Consider the following 23,052-nt stretch of genomic DNA (forward strand, 5'->3'; position numbering starts at 1 on the left):
CACCTCCTTCCAAATTATTCTTCTCTCTGTGGCTGCATCAGTGTCAGCAAATACCGATCACTGGAGCGCTTGACCACTCTCATATAAATATATTCTATCACGCAAAGCAGCAAAATCATAGTAGCAGATACAAGTAGCATTTCAGACACTGTCCCACGGGTTCGAGACGAGAGTATCCCTGTAAATAACGCCCTGACTCCAAACAGACTGCTGACAGCCGCAACCAATACAGGAAGTCCCATAAACCAGGTAATTTGCTTTCCAGCAGACTGGCAAAGGGTTTCGTAAGTAGCTCCCAGGCGGATCAGAGTCTGGTATCTGCGCCCGGTTTTCTGCTGACTCATCAGGAACTGAACACCCACGATGGTGTTGGCAACTACCAGGAAAACAATTGCTAGATATAGGGTAATATAACTGGATGCTATGGTGTAGAAAAGCTGACGACCCATATTCTGAAGATAGCTTTCATATTCAATGCCAGTTTCGTCCAGCTTCTCGTTCAAATCCAAATATGCAGTCATAAGGCTATTTCCATCCAGAGCCTGTTCACTGAGCACCGCATTGACATAGGTATCATACATCCCCTGGCTATAATATAGGAATGCTTCATCCGGAAGAATCAATGCAAAGGACAAGGTTATAGAACGGTCCGTGACCAAATTCACAGACTGAACCTCTCCTGTAAGATGAATCGGACTACCATCCAGTTCCACCTTGGGATGCCCGGCCAATACTTGGTTCAGCATTGCGGTACGGCTTACCGTAGTAAACTCTGTATCAATATAGACAGCGGCCTCCTTTTCGCCTAATTGGAGAGCCGGATTGCCGGACAATTCCAACAAACGATTATAGTCCGATAAACAAATCAAATATGGGTATGTGGCATAATCAAGATTGTTCAAAAGGACATCCCGGTCTTCCGACTGGGGCAGGCTTCGAAGAGAGTCCATAACAACGTCCATGCTGTAGGCATTATCATAATCTTCTGTGGTGTGAATACTCCCAACCCTCATTTCAAAAAGCTCTGAAAATTGATTTTCCAAACCGTTTTCTTTCAGGACTGCCTTTATATTCGGAAGAACCTGCGATGAATCTTCTGCAGTATGATCTTCAAAAGTATAGTCGATTACATGGTCAGAAGACAGGCTATTCGTTCCTGCAATTCCTACGCCCGCACCAAAACAACACAGCGCTGCCAGAATCAGCAGGGAGCTGATGGCAATGGAGTTTGACTGATGAATGACATTCTCCTGAATCTGCCGGAAGGTAAATACATGCAGCTGCTTATTTCCTTTTCCTTTCTTAACAATCAAAGCAATCAGCGCACGCATCCCATAGAAAAGCAGCATCGTACCAACTATGCCCAACAGCAAAGTCAGTCCCATCATACTTACCTTTGTCCATGCAATTCTCTGAATCGCCATGTAGTAAGCCACTGCCAACATCACACTTCCGCATATAGCAGCCAGTCCATAGATAACAGATGGCATTTGCTTTTTGGGGTGGTTCGTTGGCTGGGATAGCAAAGTACCGATCTCTTGGCGGCTGATTCGTCCACTCAAAATCAGAAGTGCCGTCAGCTTAATTGCCAGAAATCCTGCCAGCGTCCATTCAATCGCAGACCAGGATAAAGAAAACTGATGACCGATGATCCCCATGCCTACCAGTTTGGCGGTGACAAGACTGACAATTTCTGAAAGCACCACAGCCACAGGTAATCCTATGAGCATGGCAAGAATACTGGTCAGGAAATCTTCCGCCAGAAGCATACCAAACAGTTTACTTCTACGCATCCCCAACATTAGATAAACACCAAACTCATGCCGTCTGCGCTCGAACTGATACTTGCAGGCAAAATAGATCAAAAAGAACAGAATACCGAGGGTCATCCCATAAAACGCAGGAATCAGAAGCAGGAGTTTGTCAACTGCGTCACTCTCCATTTTCTGCAAAAAGAGCATCACATCTTGAGTGGAGATGGAAAGAATCATGTAAAATGCAACAATAGAAATCACCAGGGAGCTGAAAAACAGACCGTTTTCCTTTCGGCTGCGGCGACTGTTCCGAAGAATGAGATTAGAGAACATTTGCGCTGCCCCCTCCCAGTTGCGCCATCACCTTCAGGATGCGCCCGTAGAACTCCTGCTGGCTTTCGTCTCCACGCCGAAGCTCATGAAAGATCACGCCATCCTGGATGAACAGGATGCGCTTACAGAAACTGGCGGCATTGGAATCATGGGTTACCATCAGGATCGTAGCTTGTTCGTCACGATTCAGGCCGGACAGCTTCTCCATAAGACTTCTTGCGTTCTTAGAATCCAGCGCACCCGTCGGTTCATCGGCAAGGATCATTTGGGGATGTAAGATCAGAGCCCTTGCTGCCGCAACACGCTGACGCTGGCCACCGGACATCTTGGACGGAAACTTATCCAGAACATCAGAAATTTCCAGATAGTCAGCCAACTGCTTCAGCCGCTGGCTGCTTTCTGTTTCGGCTACCCCATGCAAGGAAGTCGGGAGCAGGATATTTTCCCTGCCAGTCAGGTTGTCCAGCAATTCAAAGTTCTGGAATAGATAACCAACTTTTTTGCCACGGTACTCGGCAAGAGCCTTTTCCTTGAGGGATTGCAGAGTATCTCCCTCCACCTGAATGCTTCCACCTGTAGGCTGAATCACAGTTGCAATACAGTTGAGAAGCGTGGATTTGCCGGAACCACTGCTTCCCATAATACCGAGAAACTCTCCCGGCATGACCTGAAAAGTGATTCCGTTCAGTGCTCTCGTCTGGTTTGGCAACGTCCCATAGACTTTGGTAAGATTTTCAATATTCAAAATTGGTTTCATGTGAATGCCTCCTATCCATTTCTGGGTAAATGATAGCACAGAAGCACAATAAATAACACTTACAGTCGCTGTAAGGATTCTGTTCCTGTTTTCAGAACAAGAATGACGCATCAAGCGGAATAAGTATATGTTTTGTATAAACGTCGGGTGACAATGAAAAAATATGCTGGACTACCGGATTGGCTAACTTGCATTTCTTTGTCAATTCTGGTAACCGCTTCAAACATGGAAGTTTCTGTTCTTACTTTTATTATACTCAATCAATAAAATCAACACGGTTCAGCAAATTTTAATTATTTCCAATATGACAAAATTGCTTCCTGTTATATTTATCTATTTCTTTATTTCTCTATTATTCCGATCCGGTCTTCCAAAGGTATAAATAAGGTGTAAATTATTCGTCAATCATCAAAAAATCCTTTAAAGCCTAGGCTTTCACAGCATCCATTAAACACTGCCGTGACAATTAAAAGCAAATCATAATACAACAACGTTCTGTTCGATACTAGAAATATATCATCAGCATGCAGTTTGTGTGAAAAAAGTCTCATGGTCATGAGCAAAAATGAAAGCAAAATTTATTAGATGGTACAACATACTATGCCTTTAAAATTCCAGTTACATATTCATATTGGAACCTAATCACCAGTTATTTTTATTATAATACTTGCAAAAAAGAAGCGCTCATACAAGCACTTCTCCTTACCATATTAGGACTTCAATCAAAAGTTAATGGGCCACAAAGTGGGCCATTTTTCAAAAACTTACATGAATTTATATAGAGTTTTATCCAAGTCGGAAATCCGTTAAATGCTCTAGCTATCAGCATTTAAAGGCATTTAACAACTTATATGGACATTTATGAAATCGGTCTCGTAATAACGATACCTAATTTCATTTTATCCTATTTCTCCTTATTTTTAGAGGCGTTTGACATTTCTTTACGCCATTCTTTTGCTATTATACCACAAACAATAAAAATATGATATATTTCCGGCCCCATATTGTCTTCTCTATACATCTTTTTATTTTAGCATACCCAACTCTTTCCATCAAGACAAAAGCTCTGGACAATCTGATAAATTTGAAAAAACACCTCATATTTCCAATTGAATATGAAGTGTTTCTCTTTTGTAATACATCATTTATTTCAAATCTCTGGACATGATCATAAGAAGACTGCCTTTTTCGTAGAGTACCTTGGCCTTTTCTTCCTGGATCTCGTTGCTAACGGTGCGGCCGCAGTTATCTGTAGTAAGGCGGTAATGATCCAATGGGTATTTAAACCCCTTCAAAGTAAGACCTTCAACCGTTTCACCGGCTGCGAAAAAAGAAATATATTTTCCGAACTGACTGTCTTTTCGAATAATATAGCCATTTTCCACAAGACAGATGTAATTCTGAGCATCTGCCAGGATCACATTGACACCCTTTTGTCTGCCATATCCCAAAAGTCCCATGTTTCCAATAAAATGATCTAGTCTTCCACCAGTTGCGCCAAGAATAAGAATATTCTTTGCCCCTCTTCTTATTGCCAGATTTAAAGTAGACTGGGTATCTGTATCATCCTTTTCAGGATTCAGTCTGACAATTTCTGTATGGTCAAGACTCTCCAGATATGCCTTTCCAGCACCTGATAAACTGTCAAAATCACCGTCCACAATATCCGGGACAAGACCTGTTTCCAGAAAGAAATCCAGTCCTCTGTCAGCCGCCAGCAAAAGCAGCTTCTTTCCTTTTCGCTCTTCTTCTATTTTTCTTATAAAATCGAGGGCAAAATCTTTCTGGATCATGCCCCCGCTTACGATTACTGTATCTATCATTCTATCTCTCACTCAATCCTGTCACCAATCTCTTCGATCTGTTTCTGAATATGGCGGACATTCTGGGCAATATCACCGCCGAATACCCAGGATCCGGCAACAAAGATATTGGCACCAGCTTTCATAACAGTCTCTATGGTACCTTCATTGATTCCACCGTCAACCTCAATATCCACATTCAGATTCTCTTTGTCGATCAGTTCTCTCAGTTCCTGAATCTTCTCTGTACACTCGTCCATATATTTCTGTCCGCCAAAGCCAGGCTGAACAGTCATTACCAAAACCATATCCACATCCTCAAGCATATGGCTGATATCATTTACCGGAGTTGCAGGCTTGATGGAAACACCAACTTTCACTCCTGCATCCTTGATACGCTCTATAGTACGTTCCAGATCCTCACATGCCTCAGCATGAACGGTGATGGAATCCGCACCACAATTTACAAAATCCTGAATGTATCTTTCCGGCTCTGTCACCATAAGATGAACATCAAAAAACATCTTGGATTCTTTACGGATGGATTTGATCACCGGCATGCCAAAGGAAATGCTCGGTACAAAATCTCCATCCATAACATCAATATGGAGCCATTCAACTCCTTCGTTTTCAAGAATTTTAATCTGTTCGCCCAGACGGTTAAAATCCGCTGATAAAATGGAAGGGCATAGCTGATACATAGTTTTAGTATCTCCTTTTCTCTTTTAATTCCTCATATAAAGCCAGATAGTTGTCATACCGCTGCTGACTAATTTTACCTTCAGACAGAGCTTTCTTCACTGCACAGCCCGGTTCATGAATGTGCATACACCCCTGAAACCGGCATTGCGGCTCATACATTACAAATTCCGGGAAGTAATCCCGAAGCTCCTCTTCCTTCATATCGGTAAGATACAAAGAAGAAAATCCCGGAGTATCCACCAGGAAAGTATTCTTCTCCACCGGGATTACCTGGGAATGTCTGGTGGTATGCTTGCCGCGCTTCAGTTTTTTGCTGATCTCGCCAGTCTCCATCTGCACTTCACCCTGCATACAGTTGGTAATGGAAGATTTCCCCACACCGGAAGGTCCTGCAACTACTGTTGTTTTTCCCTTCAGTATCTCGCGGATCTCGTCCATTCCCTCTCCCTCATAGGTACTGGAAAGCACTACACAATATCCACATCCAGTGTAGATTTCGTAAAGCTTTTCCATTTCTTTCTTCTCTCCCACATCTTTCTTATTGAAGCAGATAACCACGGGAATTTTCTGCTGCTCCATCATGATCAGAAAGCGGTCCAGAAGAAGGAAATTAGGCTTTGGATTCTCCATGGCAAAAATCAAAAACGCCTGATCTACATTGGCTACAGCAGGACGGATAAGCGAATTGCGGCGGGGAAGAATGGAAGTTACACTGCCTTCCTTCTCCTCCTCATTCAAAACGGTAATCTCCACATTATCACCTACCAGAGGCTTGAAATTATCCTTTCGAAAAATTCCTTTTGCCTTACATTCGTAAATATTGCCGTCTTCCGCATAGATATAATAGAAACCTGCAATTCCTTTAATGATCTTTCCCTGCATGGATTACTCAACCTTCTCAAAAGTAAGAGGATAATGGCCAAGTTCCTGATAGCTTCCATCAGATTGCTGCTCAGACAGATATAAAGTACCCTCAGCAACTCCTGGTGCACCTGTAATATCCAGCTGATATGGGAAAGTAAGCTGCTGTCCTTCTACCACAGAGCTTGCTTTTGGAGCGCCGCCTACATTCTGAACAAGCTCCAGTCTGATCAGACCTCCATTATATCCGATAGGCGTCTTCAGTTTCTGTGTACATTTCCATACTTCGCCATTTGCTACTGCTGCAGTAGTATCAGAGGAACTCTGATCCTCAGTATTCTGTGAAGAAGTATCCTGACTTCCACTGCTTACAATAAGAGTGATCGTATCGTTATCCGGATCTGCATATACCGGGTTGTCATCTGTATATCCTATAGGATCCTGAGAGATAACAGTTCCCTCTGCAACGTCTGTGCTCATCTGCATTTCCACATTAATATTAATGAATTTGCCAAGCTTGGCAATTGCATCATTCTTCTCCATTCCGGTTACATCTGGCACCTGTACACTGTCACCATAATTAATACCACGGCTGATGGTAAGAGTAACTGTATCGCCTGCCTTGACAGTAGTTCCTGCTGCAGGCTCAGTATCAAGGACACATCCAATGTCTACCATAGAAGACTGACTTTCATCCGGGTAAATCTTATTGATCTGAACCGTTAAGCCCTGGCTTTCCAGAGTTTCCTGCGCCAAAGCGCCATTCTGACCGAACATATCTGTAAGGGTAACGGACTCAGAACCTTTACTTAAATAATAGTTAACAGTTGAATTTTTAGCTACCTTTGTTCCCTGTACAGGATCCTGTGAAGAAATCTTGCCTTTTTCCTGTGTGGAAGCCTCTTCACCTTTGTAGGTCATTCCGATATTTACAGAAGCGCAAAGTTCCTGTGCCTCAGCCTCTGTCTTACCGATAAGATCAGGTACTGGTACCATACCATCATCTTCGTCAGCAGCCTGGGTAACCTGTGCCTGCTGATTCTGCTGATCCAAAGAAGAATCCTTGCTGTCTCCGATCAGACCTGCTGCCTTTCCCACAACAAGAATTACCGCGATCAGAACTGCGGCACCTATGATCAGAGCAATAATACTTCCAGCTACACTGACGCCTCTTTTCTGCTTTTTGATACGTCTTTCTCTCTCTTCCCGCTCTCTGCTTCGTTCACGATCCCGGTTCTTTCTGGAGCCTTTCGAGCTCTCTTCCTTATTATCATACTCGAAATCGTCATCATCATCGTAGTTTGTCTCATTCAGTTCTTTTTCCAGAGTTTCTATATCCGGCTTAAGAGTCTGCTTCGGAGTATGCTTGATCTCTCCAAGCTCTTCATCAGAAATTACAACCGTCTTAGCATCTGTATCTACAGATGTAAGCTTCACAAAATCTCCCTGCGGGTCAATAAGAGAATGCTTCAGATCCTCGATCACATCCTCCATCTTATTATATCTGCGATCCACACTCTTCTGGGTACATTTCATAATGATCTGTTCCAGACTGTACGGCAGATCCGGGGAATAAACACTTGGCGGTACCATCTCTTCCTGAAGATGTTTGATTGCAATGGCAACTGTAGTATCTCCGTCAAAAGGGACACGTCCTGTTACCATCTCATATAAGGTGATACCAAGTGAGTAGATATCACTCTTCTCATCGCTGTAGCCACCTCGTACCTGCTCCGGTGAGCTGTAATGTACAGACCCCATAACATTAGAGCTGATGGTATTGGAAGAAGCAGCTCTTGCAATTCCAAAGTCTGTTACCTTTACTTTGCCGTCTGTGGAAATAATAATATTCTGAGGCTTCACATCACGATGTACAATGCCGTGGCTGTGTGCTGCCTCAAGTCCCATAGATACCTGAATGGCAATACTGGTAGCTTCCTTTACCGAAAGCTTGCCTTTCTTGGAAATATACTCCTTAAGAGTGATTCCCTCGATCAGCTCCATTACGATATAATAAACACCCTCATCATCGCCTACATCAAACACATTTACTATGTTTGGATGGGTAAGACCTGCTGCTGCCTGCGCTTCACTTCTGAATTTCTTTACAAAAGTTGCATCTTCCCTGAATTCCGGCTTCAGAACCTTAACTGCCACAAAGCGGTTTAGTTTATGGTCCATTGCCTTATATACGTCCGCCATTCCGCCGGTACCGATTTTACTTACAATTTCATAGCGTTCTGCTATAATCATACCTGTCTTTAACATGTTTCCACCTCATTCGTGAATGGTTCTATCAATATGATTGCAATGTTATCCTTGCCGCCGTTGTTGTTGGCTTCCTGGATAAGAGTATTTCCTTTCCAGGTGATATCCTCATCAGAATTCAATATGATTTCTTCCATTTTTTTGTCTTCCACCATATTGCTGAGACCATCGGAACACATCAGGATCGTACTTCCCGGTTCCAGACGCATATCAAAGAAATCCACGTCTACAGTTTTTTCTGCTCCCAGAGCTCTGGTGATAATGTTTTTATCCGGATGATTTCTTGCCTCCTCAGCAGTGATTTCACCCATTCTTACCATTTCCTGAACCAGTGAATGATCCCTGGTAATCTGCCTCAGCTGTTTATCCACCACATATAGTCTGCTGTCTCCCACATTGGCAACATAAGCATACTGACCTACAATGGTGGCTACTACCATGGTAGTTCCCATTCCACGAAGCTTCTCATCCTTCTGCGCCTGTTCTATAATTTCTGTGTTCGCAGTCTCAATGGCATGACGGATTACCTTTACAGGATTATAATCCGTATCCTCCCTGATTTCATCTACCAGTATCCTGACCGCGTGAGAGGAAGCATAATCACCTGCATTGTGCCCTCCCATTCCATCAGCAACAGCAAAGAGGTTCGGGAGATTTCCAACTGTGTCCTGGGAAGCGAACACATAATCCTGGTTCATCTTCCGCTTCATTCCTATATTCGTAGCTGAATATACCCTCATGTCACTTCTCGCTTTCTGTCCTTTTCGTACTGTTGTTCAACATAGCAACATCAGTTTTTCGTTACTGCGGATCGTAACTTTTTTCCATATAACTTTTTCGTAATTGTCCACAGGCACCGTCTATGTCACTGCCCATTTCCCTTCTAATAGTAACATTAATTCCGCATTTTTCAAGTTTTATTTTAAAATTCTCTACAGCCTGATGCGTAGAACGCCTGTAAGAACGCTCCTTAATAGGGTTTACCGGGATTAGATTTACATGACAATTAATATCATGGATTCTGCTGCTCAACTCTCTTGCATCTTCGTCACTGTCATTAACACCAGCCACAAGACTGTATTCAAAAGTAATTCTCCTTCCAGTCTCCTGAAAATAATTGCGGCATGCATCCAGGACTTCGTCCATACTGTACCGCTGTGCAATAGGCATAAGCTCCTGTCTTTTTTCATCATTTGGTGCATGCAGAGACAAGGCAAGGGTAATCTGCAGTTTTTCCTTTGCAAGCTCATAAATTTTCGGAACAATTCCGCAGGTCGATACGGTGATATTCCTCTGGCTGATGTTAAGACCATTTTCATCGGAAAGCAGATGTACAAAGCGTACAATATTATCATAATTATCCATAGGTTCGCCAGTTCCCATTACTACTACATTAGATACCCGCTCTCCCGTTATGCTCTGGATCCTGTAAATCTGATCCAGCATTTCCGAAGGAAGAAGGTTTCTTGTCCAGCCTCCAATAGTGGAAGCACAAAAACGGCACCCCATTTTACAGCCTACCTGTGACGAAATACATACGGAATTTCCATGCTTATAACGCATAAGAACACTCTCGATCACATTTCCATCAGAAAGGCGGAACAGATATTTTCTTGTGCCGTCAATGGCAGAAACCTGTTCATCCACCATTTCCAATGCCGCTATGGGATAATCTTTCAGTTTTTCTTTTAATTTTCCTGGTATGTTTCCCATCTCATCATAAGAGGTTACCAGATGTTCATGTAACCAGCTGTAGATCTGCTTTGCCCGAAAGGGTTTCTCTCCCAGTTCGGTCATCAGATTTTTCAGTTCGTCTTTCGTCATCGACTTAATGTCTGTCATATTTATATTCCTATTTTCTTCTGAATTTCGCAATAAAGAAGCCGTCTGTCTTATGTACTCCAGGAAGCAGCTGCAGATATCCAAGTGCAGTTGTCTCTGAGTGCAGCTCCTCTGGAAGATAAGGATCCAGGCTCTCCAGCTTAAATGGATAATTATTCAAAAACCACATCATGTTCTCTTCGTTTTCTTCTTTTGCAATGGTACAGGTACTGAAGATCAGCTCTCCTCTTGGCTTCACATAGTTTGCTGCGCGATCCAGAATGGTTCTCTGCAGAATCACTATTTCATCCTGTTTCTGTGGCGTAACACGGTATTTGATTTCCGGCTTCTTGCCGATCACTCCATACCCGGAACAAGGTACATCTGCAATTACAACATCTGCAAGCAGTTCTGAATCCTGATCAAAAATAGTAGCATCCTGCACTCTTGCCTGTACATTAATAGAATTGGTACGCTGGATGTTTTCCTCGATCAGATTGACTTTATACTGGCTTACATCTCTTGCATCTACCGTTCCATATCCCTCCATCTTGTCTCCCATATGAAGACTCTTTCCACCTGGCGCAGCACACACGTCAATAACGTAATCGCCCTTCTTCGGATCTGCAACCTCCGCAACCAGCATGGAACTTACATCCTGCACGACGATTTTACCCTTGATAAAAGCATCCAGTGCAAGAATATGGTTAAATTCAGAAATGCTGTATGCATAAGGCAGATATGGAGCAGGCGCTACATGAACGCCCTGACTTTCCAGGCTTTTTATAATCTCTTCCTTGGAATTCAGATAAGTCCGGCATCTGATGGTAAGAGGATGTTCCATAAGAAAATCCGCCAGTATCTTCTCTGTTGTTTCTTCTCCATAGGCTTCCAGCCACCTGGTTACCAGCACCTCTGGCATGGAATACTTTACAGAAAGATATTTCAACAGATCATCTTCTTTTTGAGGGAACCGGACCTGATCCATTTCCCGGGCTATGGTACGAAGAACACCATTTACAAAAGGCTTCAGATTATAAAAACCTTTTCTTTGCGCCAGCTTCACAGCCTCATTGCACACTGCGCTGTCTGGCACACTATCCATGTATTTCAGCTGATATACTGCACTTCTTAAAATTTCCCGGATTGCAGGCTTCATCTTATCAACTGTCACCTTGGAAAAAGAATTGATAATGTAATCAATCTGAATCCGGTATTCCAGCGTACCTTCACAGACACGGGTGATAAATGCCCGGTCCTGTTTGGGAAGGAACTGATATTTGGAAAGGGCATTCCGAATTGCCACGTGGCTGTGCTCGCCCTCTTCGATTTCAAGTAAAATTTCCAGGATCATCTCCCTGGAATTGATTCCGTTAATCATCTCTTCTTCTACCTCCGGAAAGTATGATCAGTCTCAGAAGCTGTAAAATGGAAGAAGCAAGAGCTGCTACATAAGTAAGGGCTGCCGCTGTAAGAACCTTCTTCGCACCTTTGTTTTCCTCGCGGCTTAAAATTCCTGTGCTTTCCAGCATTTTTAAAGCTCTTGAGGAAGCATTGAATTCTACCGGAAGTGTTACAAGCTGAAACAGTACCGCCAGTGAAAACAGCACAATTCCTACAGTTGTAAGTGCCGGTATGGAAAGGATCAGTCCCAGAAGAAAAATCGGCCAGGAAAGGGAAGATCCGATATTTGCCACCGGAACAATAGCTGAACGGATATTCAGCGGTGCATAATTTATATTGTGCTGAATGGCATGACCACACTCATGGGCAGCGACACATACAGCTGCCACAGAAGTTCTTCCATATACGTCCTGTGAAAGTGCCAGCCTCTTTGTTCTCGGATCATAATGATCTGTAAGGCTTCCGGAAATTGGAACAATCGTTACGTCGTAAATTCCGGCTGCATTTAAAATCCTCTGGGCAGTCTGAGCTCCTGTAAGACCTGAATGGCTGCGCACCTGCTGATAACGTGCAAAAGTGCTTTTCATCTTTCCCGATGCAGCCAGTGCCAGCACCATTCCAATGATCAGCAATACATAAGTAGGATCAACATAAAATCCATAAGGATACCCATATCCGTACATAAGATCACTCCTTTTTATCTGTGAATCTGCTTCCGGTTTCTATATGACATCCTCGAAGGAATGCATCCGCATCCATTCTCTTTTTTCCTTCTAGCTGTACCTGTGAAAGTACCAGAACATCCTCACCGCAAGCCACGTAAATTCCTTTTTTGTCTGTTTTTACTACTGTTCCAGGTTCTGGCTTTTCTGCGCCAGCTTCTTCACTTTTTACTACAAAGCTTTCCCATACCTTCAAAGTTTTTCCATTCCAGAAAGTAAATGCACTTGGCCACGGATTTAAACCTCGCACCAGTCTTTCCAGTTCCTCGGCTGATTTCCCGAAATTGATCAATCCCATCTGTTTGGTGATCATACCGGCATAGGGAGTAGGGCTTTCCTCCGGCTGTTTCTCGTAAACAGCTGTGCCATCAAAAATGTGAGGCAATGTCTCAACAAGAAGCTTCGCTCCTGCTTCTGCAAGCTTATCAAACAGAGTTCCGCCCGTCTCATCTTTTGCAATCGGCACTACGATCCTTGAGATCATATCTCCTGTATCAAGACCTGTTCCCATTCTCATGATCGTAACACCTGACTCCTTTTCCCCATCAATAACTGCCTGCTGAATAGGAGCTGCACCGCGGTATTTCGGAAGCAGGGATGCATGGATGTTAATACATCCATATTTCGGAAGCTCCAGAATGCTTTTGGGAATGATCTGTCCAAAGGCAGCTACCACAATAATATCGGGATCCAGTTTCTCAAGAACCTGTAAAAATTCCGGATCGCGTACCTTCACAGGCTGGTAAACCGGGAACCCATGTTTCAATGCCTCTTCCTTTACAGGAGTGGGAAGCATGCTCTTTCCCCTTCCCTTCGGCTTATCCGGCTGGGTCACAACACCTGTCACCTCATAGCCAGCTTCAGCCAGTGCATGAAGGGGATTGACTGCAAAATCCGGCGTTCCCATATAAACAATTTTCATTTATTCCTCTTCCTCCTCATTGTCATAACTTACATGATGTAATTCACCTTCAACCAGACGTGTGTACATTTTTCCGTCAAGATGATCCAGCTCATGACAAAATGCACGAGCAAGGAGTCCTTCTCCTTCATATATCTGCTCATTCATATCCATATCAAGAGCTTTTACCTTCACATAATTTGGGCGTGTAACCTGACCGGACATTCCCGGAACACTTAAACATCCCTCCTCGCCAGTCTGCTCACCAGATGTCATAAGAATTTCCGGATTGATAAGAATAATTGGACCATCTCCAATATCAATCACTACAATTCTCTTTAATATACCCACCTGGGGAGCTGCAAGGCCAACACCGCATGCGTCATACATGGTTTCCAGCATGTCTCCTACCAGATCCTTTGTACGTTTGTCGATTTTCTCTACTGGTCTGCAGATTTTTTCTAAAACGGAATCTCCCTCTGTTCTGATTGTTCTAAGTGCCATCTCTGTGTTATCTCCTTTATCTTTGAATTTGGAAATACCCGTTGTTTCAAAGCCCTGCACCTTAACGCAGCCCTTTATTTCCGGTATTTCGCCTTATGAAAAATCAAATTGTATATTAACTTTTCTGAAGCCGGAATTGATTTCTATATATTCCTCCAGCCTGTCCTTTATCCGGACAAGCAGATCATAATTCTCATGTTTCAGATAAAGTACTCTTCTGTATACATCCTTTACTTTCCCTACAGACGCAGGAGCGGGACCGATCACATGAAGATCTTTTCCCGCATATATTTTTCCTGTAAACAGGCCAAGATAGTGCATGGCTGTCTCAAGAAGCTTCTCATCCTCCGAAGAACCAAGCACTGCCATCATATGGGCAGCCGGAGGATAATCCATAAGAAGACGGTATCCCATCTCTTCCTGATAAAATTCTTCGTAATCCTGCTTTGCAGCTGTCTGAATGCTGTAATGATCCGGACTATAAGTCTGGATCAGGGCATGACCTTCTTTCTTTCCTCTTCCTGCTCGTCCCACAGCCTGGGTAAGAAGCTGAAAAGTGCGCTCACCACTGCGATAATCATCAGCATTCAGGGATAAGTCTGCAGCAAGGATCCCCACAAGAGTAACATCCGGGAAATCATGTCCCTTGACGATCATCTGGGTTCCAATCAAAATATCGGCCTCATGCCTGGAAAAAGCAGCCAGGATTTTTTCATAGCTTCCCTTAGCTCTTGTAGTGTCGTAATCCATTCGAAGAACTCTTGCCTCTGGAAATTCTTTTTCTACCACCTGCTGGATCTGCTGGGTTCCCGCTTTAAAACCGCCTATATATGGGGAAGAACAGACTGGACATTTGTCCGGTTTCACAGTTTCATAACCACAGTAATGACAGATCAGCTTTCTGCCATTATGCTCACTTAGGGAAACATCACAGTGAGGACATTTCATTACATGGCCGCAGGAACGGCATGAAACAAACCCTGCGTAGCCACGGCGGTTGAGAAACAGCATGGCCTGCTCCCCTTTTTTCAGGCACTGGCTCAGGTCTTCTCTCAGTTCCAGACTGAGGGCAAGGCGGTTTCCTTTTTTTAGTTGTTCCCTCATGTCAATAATTGATACCCTGGGAAGAGGTCTTTCTTCAAATCTGGCTTCCAGCTTTACAAGGACATATTCTCCTTCTTTCGCCCTGTAATAAGCTTCCATAGATGGAGTTGCAGAACCAAGAATTACTCTTGCGCCTTCCAGCTTTGCTCTGTGGATAGCCGTTTCCCGGGCGTGATACCTTGGACTGTTTTCACTTTTATAAGAAGATTCATGCTCCTCATCAATAATGATCAACCTCAGTCTTCCAAATGGAGTAAAAAGTGCTGAACGGGGGCCCACCATAACCTGCAATTCTCCCTGTTTGGCTCTTTTAAACTGATCATAACGCTCTCCCTGGGAAAGTCTGGAGTTAATTACCGACACCTTATCACCAAAACGACCATAAAATCGCCGTACAGTCTGATAAGTCAGCGCAATTTCCGGAATCAGCACGATTGCCTGACCGCCTTCCTTTATCACCTTATCGATCAGCTCCATATATACTTCCGTTTTTCCACTGCCGGTAACTCCGTGAAGAAGAACCGGTCTCGGATCCGGGTGTTCCCATTCTGATAAGATCTGATCTACAGCCATTTGCTGGGATATACTTAATACTGCTGGTGCCACATGCGGAATATTCTCTGCATCTGCAATTGCATTTCTGTACACTTCATCCGACTCCACAGAAGCAATTCCCTGTTCTTCAAAATATCTCAGGACAGAAGCCGTAGTACCAAGCTCCTTTGAAGCCCAGGCAGTCTCGATTTTCCCATTTTCATTCTGCAAAAGTGCTTCCAGAAGGCGAATACGCGCTTTAAATCTGGTCATGCCAAGCTCTTCCAGAAGCTTTTCCCCATCTTCTCTGGAAATCAGAAGGGTTATCCACCTTTTTTCCTGGGCTTTCATCTTTTTCTGAATAGGAAGAACTGTTTTCAGAGCCTGGATCATGGTAGAGCCATAATTTTCTTTCATCCACCCTGCCAGCGCGATCAGCCTGGATTCTGTGGTTTCCTGATCATTTTCAATACCGACAACAGACTTAAGCTGGATTCCCTTTACCTTAGGCTCATCAGAAATCCCCACTACATATCCCTTGCGCACATGATTTCCTCTTCCAAATGGAATGGAAACCACCATTCCCACCTGTATCTCGTCCTTCAGTTTCTCCGGAACCAGATATTGAAAGCTTTTATCCAGCTTCTCATGGGAAATGTCTACAATAATATCTGCATATGTCATGTTTTACTTTCCGGCAAGAATATCTGCAATCAACACACGCTCATCCATAGGATATTTTTTACCTTTGATTTCCTGGTAATCTTCATGACCTTTACCAGCCAGCACCACAATATCCCCTGGTTCTCCGTGATGGATGGCATAAGCGATTGCTTCCTTGCGGTCTGGAATCTCCACATATTTACCTTCTGTCTTCGCCATGCCCACTTTGATGTCATCAATAATAGCCTGAGGCTCCTCATCTCGCGGATTATCAGAAGTAATGATGGTCAGATCTGCCAGACGACCGGAAACTTCTCCCATCTCATAACGGCGAAGTCTGGAACGGTTTCCGCCACAGCCAAACAGGCAGACCAGTCTGTGGGGATGATACTCACGCAATGTAGTAAGAAGACTTTCCAAAGCCATTGCATTATGTGCATAATCAATCATCAGAGTAAATTCATCAGATACTTTCACCATCTCAATACGGCCTTTCACTTTTGCTACCTTCAGCGCCTTCAGGATATTTTCCTGGGAAACCTTAAAATGACGGCAGATTGCAATAGCGGTAAGAGAGTTGTAAATACTGAATTTACCTGGGATGTCGATTTCAACAGGGAAATCCATAAGTCCTTTCAACTGATAGGAAATTCCAAGATAGCCTTTTCCACCAATCAGTCTGGCATCCTCAGCACGAAGGTCTGCTTCTTTTGAAAAGCCATAAGTTTCCAGAGTACAGGTATGTCCTTCTATAATTCTGTCAAAATGCTCATCATCACGGTTTACAATTCCTACGCGGCACTGCTTAAGAAGCATAGCTTTACAAGACAGATAATGGTCGAAGTCCTTGTGCTCGTTTGGGCCAATATGATCTGGTTCAATATTTGTAAAAATTCCAAAATCAAACACAAATCCCTGCGTACGATGCAGCATCAGCCCCTGTGAGGAAACTTCCATAACCACACAATCACAGCCAGCTTCCACCATTTCGTGAAAATACTCCTGAACTACATAGGATTCTGGTGTGGTATTGGAGGCAGGTATTATCTTATCTCCGATAATTGCCTCAATAGTACCGATCAGACCAACCTTGTATCCGGCATTTTCCAGAATGGATTTTACCATATAGGTAGTGGTGGTTTTTCCCTTGGTTCCGGTAATTCCGATTGTTTTCAGCTTCTCTGCCGGATGTCCGAACCAGGCCGCTGAAATAAATGCCATAGCATATCTGGTGTCTGCTACCTGGATAACCGTAACATCTGACGGTGCAGAAACCTCCTCTTCTACTACCAGAACTTTAGCTCCTTTTGCTGTCACATCCGGGATAAATTTATGTCCATCTACAACAGCACCTCTGATACAGATAAACAGAGAGCCGTCTGTTACCTTTCTGGAATCATAAACAACACCAGTGACTTCCTGCTCTGTGCTTCCCTGCACGCAGGTGTATTCTAACTTCTCTAATAAGGATGATAATTTCATAATATATGCCTCCCTATATTGACGTTGCTTTAAAATCACGCTCCAGAGCCTGTTTAAAAATCATTCACGCAATCTGCGCGTCTTGCAGAAAGCCTTTTTCAAATACGCTCTAATCTGGTGACATCATACAGCAACGCATACTCTTTTATAGAATATCACACACAGAATTTGTTTTCAATCTTTCCTGTTAAAAAACAGTAACCGTTCGCCTCACATAGTAGTTTCCATTCACGGGTCATCTGTGGAAATTGCCTCCAAACATTCTTCTTGCAGCTGCAGCAGAAAAAAGAAACGAAAGCAGAATCAGTACCTGAAACAGCTCTTTGTGGGAAGAATCCCCTGTTTTTGGAGAGGTGGACGCAGCCATTGTGGTGCCAGCGCTGTTCCCACTGCCTATACCAGTTCCATCTCCATTTCCGGTTCCGCTCCCATTTCCACTACTATCCTTCTCCTTATCTTCCACGCGGATGGTTGCCTGATCCCGCACTGCGCTTTCCTCACCAGTCTCGTCAGTAACTACAATAATCTGATTCATCAGATTCTGGTCTTTCAGATCTTTTGGAAGTACAACTTTTGCCTTTAAATTCACACAGCCACCAGGTGCGATTTCCTGGATTTTCGCCTGAGTCCTGCTTTTATTCAGGGTTATACCTCTCTGTTCCTGAAAAGTAGCTGTTACTCCGGCAAGCCCGAAACGTTCTGTAGTAACTACGGAATGCAGAGTCACCTCCCCGGTATTGTGAATACTGATCTGATAAGTCACAGTCTCCCCAGGGCTGGCGTTGTCGCAGTCAGCTGTTTTCTTTACCGTAAAAGAGGCTTTTCCCTGCTGTAATGTTAACTGTTTTTCTGCTGCTTTCTCCAACGAAACCGGATTTTCTGTTTTTGCAAAAAGCTCCAGCTCCAGATTACTTTTCTGATCCATGTCCGGATCTATATAAAAAGACAGGGTTCGTGTTTCCCCTGCGGAAAGGCTTTCCAGCACTGCACCACTTTCCAAAACTTCAAGGCCAGGCTCCTTTTCCCATACAGGTACCAGTTCCTGTTCTTTTACTTTGGCCTGAAGGGAAATTTTATAAAAAGGTACCTGACCATTATTTGTCAGATTCACTGCCATATGAATGCGTTTTCCAGTATAAAGCGCCTTTTCCTTGGCTTCCATTTCCACTGAAAAATCCATTTGTGCAGCTGGTATCTCCAGATTCTTAGATAAAGCTTTACACAAAATGGTTTTTTCATTTTCCACTTTTTTTACAATGTAAACTCCGCCTCCATTTTCTTCTCCGCTTATAGCACCATTTGCATGCAAAATATCCTGACAGGTAGGAACTGTATGTTTTTCTGCTGGGAAACGATATTCATCCCGCAAGGTAACCGGAATTTTCAGCTGTTTGCCCTGTTCTCCCGGATTTATTTTCCAGCGGAATCCGGTAATGCTGCTGGATCTTCCGTCAGCAGTCTCTATAGGAAGCTCCTCTTTCAGGCAGCCTTCAGGTGCCACAAACGAAGCATCCGGCTGAAAATATTCAGAAAGCCAGACTACCAGTTCGTAAGATGTTGGATGAGGTATTGTTTCATCCGAAAAATCATATTGATCATTTGCCAGGCTCTCGTCCTGATTTCCACTGCTGAATAAATTTTCGCTGTTGCTTTCATATTCCTGGTTTTCATTTCCCCACGTAAGTGACGCCAGCCCATCTGCCTTTACAGAAATCACCGCTTGAAATTTCTGTAAATCTGTCCATGCCGCATCTTGGGCAACAGATAACCCGCCTTCCATTTCTGCTCCATATGCCACTGCCGGCTGCGCCGTGCATCCAACCAGCATCCCAGCTTCTACAAGCAGACTTACTCCCACTGCCAGTATCTTTTTCCATATTCTGTTTTTCATTATAACTTCTCCTTTTCTACCCCTATTTTTCACTAATCTCTGTTATTAAACTACTATTTTACAAAACGGACTTGCCGCCTACTGGCGACATCACCATATAAATGAGTCACTGACAGCACATGGGAATCACACCTTTCTCACTTAAACAGATCCTATTCACAGCATTCCGAAGCAAATTTGCCTTGCCATTGTATGCATCCATTTTCAAAAAAGCGTATAAAACGCCCAGGTTAACAGGTTTCCTTCAAAAAACGGGTTATCTTGCGCCGAACCGGCGCGGTAGAAATTCTTTTCTGCAGAATGCAGAAACAAGATAGGTTTACTTTACCACACTTGGTCTTTAAATGCAATAAAGGGTCGGATTTTATTTTCATTTCATATTTTTTCGATTTCTTTTAGATTTGAGACACATTTTCCTCACAAATTGCCGATATAATGAATTTCGGATAGATGAAAAACCACTCTCTATCTCCCCCCTCAAAAATATAGGAAATGAGCCATCTGCCTGATGCGGATGGCTTTTCCTGTTTCAAGGACTTTTCTATTGCAATTCCCCCCCTTAGCTTTTATAATGGAAGATATTACACAAGGATGTCCGGAGAAATCATTCATGTTGCTGTGAATACTTTCACAGTAATCCACTTTACTCTGATATCCGCATTATATTCTTGACAGAAACGAGGTATCTCCTATGAGTGAAAAAATCGTAGTAGTTGCATTAGGTCACAGAGCTCTCGGCACCACACTTCCAGAGCAGAAAGTAGCCACCAAAGCAGCAGCAAAAGCAATCGCAGATCTTGTTGAAGAGGGTGCCAAGGTGGTAATCTCCCACAGCAATGGCCCACAGATTGGCATGATCCACACTGCAATGAATGAATTTGGAAAGACACACCCGGATTATACATTCGCTCCTATGTCAGTCTGCTCCGCAATGAGCCAGGGCTACATTGGATATGACCTTCAGAATGCGATCCGCTCTGAATTTATCAGCCGCGGAATTTACAAACCTGTTGCTACCATTCTTACCCAGACTGTTATTGATCCATATGACGATGCTTTTGCAGATCCGGAGAAAATTATCGGACGTGTTCTCACTGAGGAAGAAGCTGAAGCAGAAGAAGAAAAAGGAAACTTTGTCACCAGACTTGCTGATGGCGGATACAGACGAATCGTAGCAGCTCCGAAGCCACAGAGAATCGTAGAGCTTGAGACTATACGAGCACTTCTCAATGCAGACCAGGTTGTTATCGCAGCCGGCGGCGGTGGAATTCCAGTGCTTGAGCAGGGCATCAACCTTCACGGTGCCAGTGCCATCATTGAGAAAGATCTTGCCGCAGGACTTCTTGCAGAAGAATTAAATGCCGATACTCTTCTGATTCTCACAAGTGTAGAGAACGTAAGTCTGAACCACGGTCAGGTAAATGAGCAGAAGCTTGGCAGCATCACTGTAGCGGACGCTAAGAAATACATTGAAGAGAACCAGTTTGCTTCCGGTTCCATGCTTCCCAAAATCGAAGCAGGTATTTCCTTTATTGAGAAAGGGGAAGGCCGGAGCACTGTGATTACCGATATGGCTCATGCCAAAGAGGGCTATGAAGGAAAAACAGGAACTACCATCCGCTAGTACATCGAATATTAAGTAACTGCCATATTGACTTGTCTGATTTTTCATCTGCTGCGTTGTCGTCAGTCGCCGTAGCCACCGCTACGCCTCCTTCCTCCGCCTTGCATATGAAGAAATCATCCTACGTCAATATAGCAGAAGCTTAATTTTCGATGTACTAGAGCCTGTTTGAAAAAGGCTTTCTGCAAAATGGGGCGTGCAGATTGCGGGAATGCTTTTTCAAACACGCTTTAAACATACAAAAAGGAACCTCTGACGAAATAAGTACTCATCTAACGAGGTTCCTTTTTTTACTATTCTTTTTTTACTATTCTTTTTTACAATTCTTTTCCCAGTCTCAGCGTGCAGTAAGCAGCAGTGAGGAATCTTCCGACTCTATATTTATGATTCCGATCAGATCTCCCTCTTTCAGGGTAATCTTACGCTCCACACCATCTGTCACTGTCATGCTTCCGTTTTCACCATCTTCTCCCATGATCATAAAACTTACAAAACCATTTGAACAGGAAGCAATGTAATATCCTGGGACAATGCCTCCATCCACATTTTCCCCAACCTCCAGCACATCTCCTGCTATCAGTTTATAAGAAGCTGAATCAGCCCCAGAGCCGAACATATCTCCAAATTCTTCTTCAAGTATCGGAGCAAGGCTGTCCTTTAGGGAATCCCGGATTTCCGGTAAGCTTGCGCAAATGATCACCAGGACCATGAGCCATCCAAAAAGGGAGCCTTTTTTCTTTTTTACCGGTTTCTGGGTGTAAACACTGCTTTTTTTAGCTGCAGTGCTGTAAGTTCCAGCTGTACTTTGTCTGCTCTTGGAATTATAATTCCCAGCAGGGACAGAGACCTTATTTCCATTCTTAGCAGCGCCAGTGCTGCCTCCATATGTACTTCCAGCTTTCACACTTCCCTTATTATAAAAATTCCCTGTGCCTGCACCAGCCAGTGACTTAGAACTTCCAGTTCCCGTTTTCTGATCATATTTATTTCCGGCTCCTGCCACGCCTGTTCCGGTCCCGGTCTTATATGCAGCACTTCCAGCCTTCTTATCTCCCAGTGGGATTTCCTCCTGGCGCATGATTGCCCGCGCCCGGCTGGTAGCATGACGGTAATGGTCACTTCTGTTCTCATTCAGATGATACAAAGTCTCATCATTTCTATAAGGCATTCCACACAGCTTACATCTGCCATTTACAACAGGCCCATCGCAGACCTGGCACCTTTTTTTCTCCATAGACATCCTCCCGGTTCTCTGGTTATTCTGTTTCACCACAACCTGTAATTCCTGTTTTTGCTCCAACAGGGAAAAATCATCACATTCTTTGTCTTTTATTGTATCTTTTTTGCATATTTCTTGCAAGGTCTAAATTGCCAAGCGGGAAAATACCTGTTATAATAAACCAAGATTGTTCCTGTTCACGGTCTGACTAGAAATTATCGTGAACAGAAAACAGAGATTAACACAATCAACAAGGAGGATTCCCATGGAACAATTAAAAATTCCTATGGGCTATCATGCAGACCTTAATCTTCATGATACTCAGGTAGCAATTAAAACTGTGAAAGATTTTTTCCAGCAGACACTTGCACAGAAGCTGAACCTTCTGCGTGTCTCCGCACCTATATTTGTAGATCCAAGTTCCGGCCTCAATGATAACCTGAACGGCGTGGAGCGTCCGGTAAGCTTTGACATCAAAGGCATGGACTGCAACGCTGAAATCGTACATTCTCTTGCAAAATGGAAGCGTTATGCACTGAAGAAATATGGTTTCTCTGTAGGTGAGGGCTTATACACCGATATGGTTGCCATCCGCCGTGATGAGGATGTTGACAACATCCATTCCATCTATGTAGACCAGTGGGACTGGGAGAAGATCATCACCAAAGAAGAGAGAAATGTAGAAACTCTCATTAACACTGTCCGT

The 23,052-nt window shown here is 43.6% G+C and carries 17 protein-coding genes and 2 pseudogenes; 3 read left to right on the forward strand and 16 right to left on the reverse strand.

The annotated features are described in order from the left end of the window. Positions 1-14 precede the first annotated feature (14 nt). The 15 genes from AB5170_RS06920 to AB5170_RS06990 form a co-directional block, all read right to left on the reverse strand. Complete coding sequence (locus AB5170_RS06920; RefSeq protein WP_368361305.1) at positions 15-2,087, reverse strand: ABC transporter permease; 2,073 nt, start codon at positions 2,085-2,087, stop codon at positions 15-17. Beyond that, positions 2,077-2,844 (reverse strand): ABC transporter ATP-binding protein, encoded by a 768-nt coding sequence (locus AB5170_RS06925; protein ID WP_062304187.1) that lies wholly within the window; start codon positions 2,842-2,844, stop codon positions 2,077-2,079. Before AB5170_RS06925 ends, AB5170_RS06920 begins: the two co-directional genes overlap by 11 nt. A 1,145-nt stretch (positions 2,845-3,989) precedes the next feature. Next, entirely contained in the window at positions 3,990-4,667 is a 678-nt protein-coding gene (locus AB5170_RS06930; RefSeq protein WP_148461132.1) for a thiamine diphosphokinase, read from the reverse strand. A gap of 8 nt (positions 4,668-4,675) precedes the next feature. Further along, on the reverse strand, positions 4,676-5,347 hold the full coding sequence (rpe, locus tag AB5170_RS06935; protein ID WP_118578194.1) for a ribulose-phosphate 3-epimerase: 672 nt from the start codon (positions 5,345-5,347) through the stop codon (positions 4,676-4,678). A gap of 4 nt (positions 5,348-5,351) precedes the next feature. Then, on the reverse strand, positions 5,352-6,230 hold the full coding sequence (gene rsgA / locus AB5170_RS06940; protein ID WP_173716055.1) for a ribosome small subunit-dependent GTPase A: 879 nt from the start codon (positions 6,228-6,230) through the stop codon (positions 5,352-5,354). A gap of 3 nt (positions 6,231-6,233) precedes the next feature. Beyond that, positions 6,234-8,477 carry a Stk1 family PASTA domain-containing Ser/Thr kinase gene (gene pknB, locus AB5170_RS06945; RefSeq protein WP_148461130.1) on the reverse strand — a complete coding sequence of 748 codons (2,244 nt, stop codon included), beginning with the start codon at positions 8,475-8,477 and terminating at the stop codon, positions 6,234-6,236. Then, positions 8,471-9,217, reverse strand: coding sequence for a Stp1/IreP family PP2C-type Ser/Thr phosphatase (locus AB5170_RS06950; RefSeq protein ID WP_118578191.1), 747 nt, complete (start codon positions 9,215-9,217; stop codon positions 8,471-8,473). The genes pknB and AB5170_RS06950 overlap by 7 nt, the downstream gene beginning before the upstream one ends. A gap of 61 nt (positions 9,218-9,278) precedes the next feature. After that, on the reverse strand, positions 9,279-10,319 hold the full coding sequence (rlmN, locus tag AB5170_RS06955) for a 23S rRNA (adenine(2503)-C(2))-methyltransferase RlmN (protein ID WP_187565060.1): 1,041 nt from the start codon (positions 10,317-10,319) through the stop codon (positions 9,279-9,281). Between the two features lie 10 nt (positions 10,320-10,329). Continuing rightward, positions 10,330-11,679 carry a 16S rRNA (cytosine(967)-C(5))-methyltransferase RsmB gene (gene rsmB / locus AB5170_RS06960; protein ID WP_368361306.1) on the reverse strand — a complete coding sequence of 450 codons (1,350 nt, stop codon included), beginning with the start codon at positions 11,677-11,679 and terminating at the stop codon, positions 10,330-10,332. Then, complete coding sequence (locus AB5170_RS06965) at positions 11,672-12,385, reverse strand: zinc metallopeptidase (RefSeq protein ID WP_173718149.1); 714 nt, start codon at positions 12,383-12,385, stop codon at positions 11,672-11,674. Before AB5170_RS06965 ends, rsmB begins: the two co-directional genes overlap by 8 nt. Positions 12,386-12,389: 4 nt before the next feature. Then, entirely contained in the window at positions 12,390-13,346 is a 957-nt protein-coding gene (gene fmt, locus AB5170_RS06970; protein ID WP_226854671.1) for a methionyl-tRNA formyltransferase, read from the reverse strand. Further along, the gene (gene def / locus AB5170_RS06975) at positions 13,347-13,829 is read right to left on the reverse strand and encodes a peptide deformylase (RefSeq protein WP_118578240.1); all 483 of its coding nucleotides are present in this window, start codon (positions 13,827-13,829) and stop codon (positions 13,347-13,349) included. A 93-nt stretch (positions 13,830-13,922) separates the two neighbouring features. Then, the gene (gene priA / locus AB5170_RS06980; protein ID WP_256144237.1) at positions 13,923-16,151 is read right to left on the reverse strand and encodes a primosomal protein N'; all 2,229 of its coding nucleotides are present in this window, start codon (positions 16,149-16,151) and stop codon (positions 13,923-13,925) included. Positions 16,152-16,154: 3 nt separating this feature from the next. Then, positions 16,155-17,612 carry a UDP-N-acetylmuramoyl-L-alanyl-D-glutamate--2,6-diaminopimelate ligase gene (locus AB5170_RS06985; RefSeq protein WP_256144236.1) on the reverse strand — a complete coding sequence of 486 codons (1,458 nt, stop codon included), beginning with the start codon at positions 17,610-17,612 and terminating at the stop codon, positions 16,155-16,157. A gap of 235 nt (positions 17,613-17,847) precedes the next feature. After that, positions 17,848-19,503, reverse strand: coding sequence for a hypothetical protein (locus AB5170_RS06990; RefSeq protein ID WP_368361309.1), 1,656 nt, complete (start codon positions 19,501-19,503; stop codon positions 17,848-17,850). Between the two features lie 691 nt (positions 19,504-20,194). Between AB5170_RS06990 and arcC the strand changes: the two genes are divergently transcribed. After that, positions 20,195-21,127 carry a carbamate kinase gene (gene arcC, locus AB5170_RS06995; protein ID WP_148461122.1) on the forward strand — a complete coding sequence of 311 codons (933 nt, stop codon included), beginning with the start codon at positions 20,195-20,197 and terminating at the stop codon, positions 21,125-21,127. 187 nt (positions 21,128-21,314) lie between these two features. Then, a pseudogene (locus AB5170_RS07000) lies at positions 21,315-21,383 on the forward strand (DUF6783 domain-containing protein); the annotation flags it as partial. Positions 21,384-21,464: 81 nt separating this feature from the next. Here AB5170_RS07000 and AB5170_RS07005 read toward each other — a convergent pair. Further along, a complete protein-coding gene (locus tag AB5170_RS07005; RefSeq protein WP_313719070.1) occupies positions 21,465-22,361 on the reverse strand; it encodes a hypothetical protein in 897 nt (298 codons plus the stop codon). Positions 22,362-22,611: 250 nt separating this feature from the next. On the opposite strand from AB5170_RS07005, the pseudogene AB5170_RS07010 reads away from it, so the two are divergent. After that, positions 22,612-23,052, forward strand: a pseudogene (locus AB5170_RS07010) (aspartate--ammonia ligase); the annotation flags it as partial.

The organism is Ruminococcus sp. RTP21484sp1_RTP21281st1_A8_RTP21281_210402, from assembly GCF_040914025.1.
Lineage (GTDB): Bacteria > Bacillota > Clostridia > Lachnospirales > Lachnospiraceae > Blautia_A > Blautia_A faecis.

What these genes read in the sequence shown, in the direction of transcription:
- AB5170_RS06925 (WP_062304187.1), bottom strand. Translation starts at nt 2,844, where the DNA reads ATGAAACCAATTTTGAATATTGAAAATCTTACCAAAGTCTATGGGACG.
- def (WP_118578240.1), bottom strand. Translation starts at nt 13,829, where the DNA reads ATGGCACTTAGAACAATCAGAACAGAGGGAGATTCCGTTTTAGAAAAA.
- AB5170_RS06965 (WP_173718149.1), bottom strand. Translation starts at nt 12,385, where the DNA reads ATGTACGGATATGGGTATCCTTATGGATTTTATGTTGATCCTACTTAT.
- arcC (WP_148461122.1), top strand. Translation starts at nt 20,195, where the DNA reads ATGAGTGAAAAAATCGTAGTAGTTGCATTAGGTCACAGAGCTCTCGGC.
- AB5170_RS06930 (WP_148461132.1), bottom strand. Translation starts at nt 4,667, where the DNA reads ATGATAGATACAGTAATCGTAAGCGGGGGCATGATCCAGAAAGATTTT.
- AB5170_RS06920 (WP_368361305.1), bottom strand. Translation starts at nt 2,087, where the DNA reads ATGTTCTCTAATCTCATTCTTCGGAACAGTCGCCGCAGCCGAAAGGAA.
- rsmB (WP_368361306.1), bottom strand. Translation starts at nt 11,679, where the DNA reads ATGATTAACGGAATCAATTCCAGGGAGATGATCCTGGAAATTTTACTT.
- AB5170_RS06990 (WP_368361309.1), bottom strand. Translation starts at nt 19,503, where the DNA reads ATGAAAAACAGAATATGGAAAAAGATACTGGCAGTGGGAGTAAGTCTG.
- rsgA (WP_173716055.1), bottom strand. Translation starts at nt 6,230, where the DNA reads ATGCAGGGAAAGATCATTAAAGGAATTGCAGGTTTCTATTATATCTAT.
- AB5170_RS06985 (WP_256144236.1), bottom strand. Translation starts at nt 17,612, where the DNA reads ATGAAATTATCATCCTTATTAGAGAAGTTAGAATACACCTGCGTGCAG.
- fmt (WP_226854671.1), bottom strand. Translation starts at nt 13,346, where the DNA reads ATGAAAATTGTTTATATGGGAACGCCGGATTTTGCAGTCAATCCCCTT.
- AB5170_RS07005 (WP_313719070.1), bottom strand. Translation starts at nt 22,361, where the DNA reads ATGGAGAAAAAAAGGTGCCAGGTCTGCGATGGGCCTGTTGTAAATGGC.
- priA (WP_256144237.1), bottom strand. Translation starts at nt 16,151, where the DNA reads ATGACATATGCAGATATTATTGTAGACATTTCCCATGAGAAGCTGGAT.
- rlmN (WP_187565060.1), bottom strand. Translation starts at nt 10,319, where the DNA reads ATGACAGACATTAAGTCGATGACGAAAGACGAACTGAAAAATCTGATG.
- pknB (WP_148461130.1), bottom strand. Translation starts at nt 8,477, where the DNA reads ATGTTAAAGACAGGTATGATTATAGCAGAACGCTATGAAATTGTAAGT.
- AB5170_RS06950 (WP_118578191.1), bottom strand. Translation starts at nt 9,217, where the DNA reads ATGAGGGTATATTCAGCTACGAATATAGGAATGAAGCGGAAGATGAAC.
- rpe (WP_118578194.1), bottom strand. Translation starts at nt 5,347, where the DNA reads ATGTATCAGCTATGCCCTTCCATTTTATCAGCGGATTTTAACCGTCTG.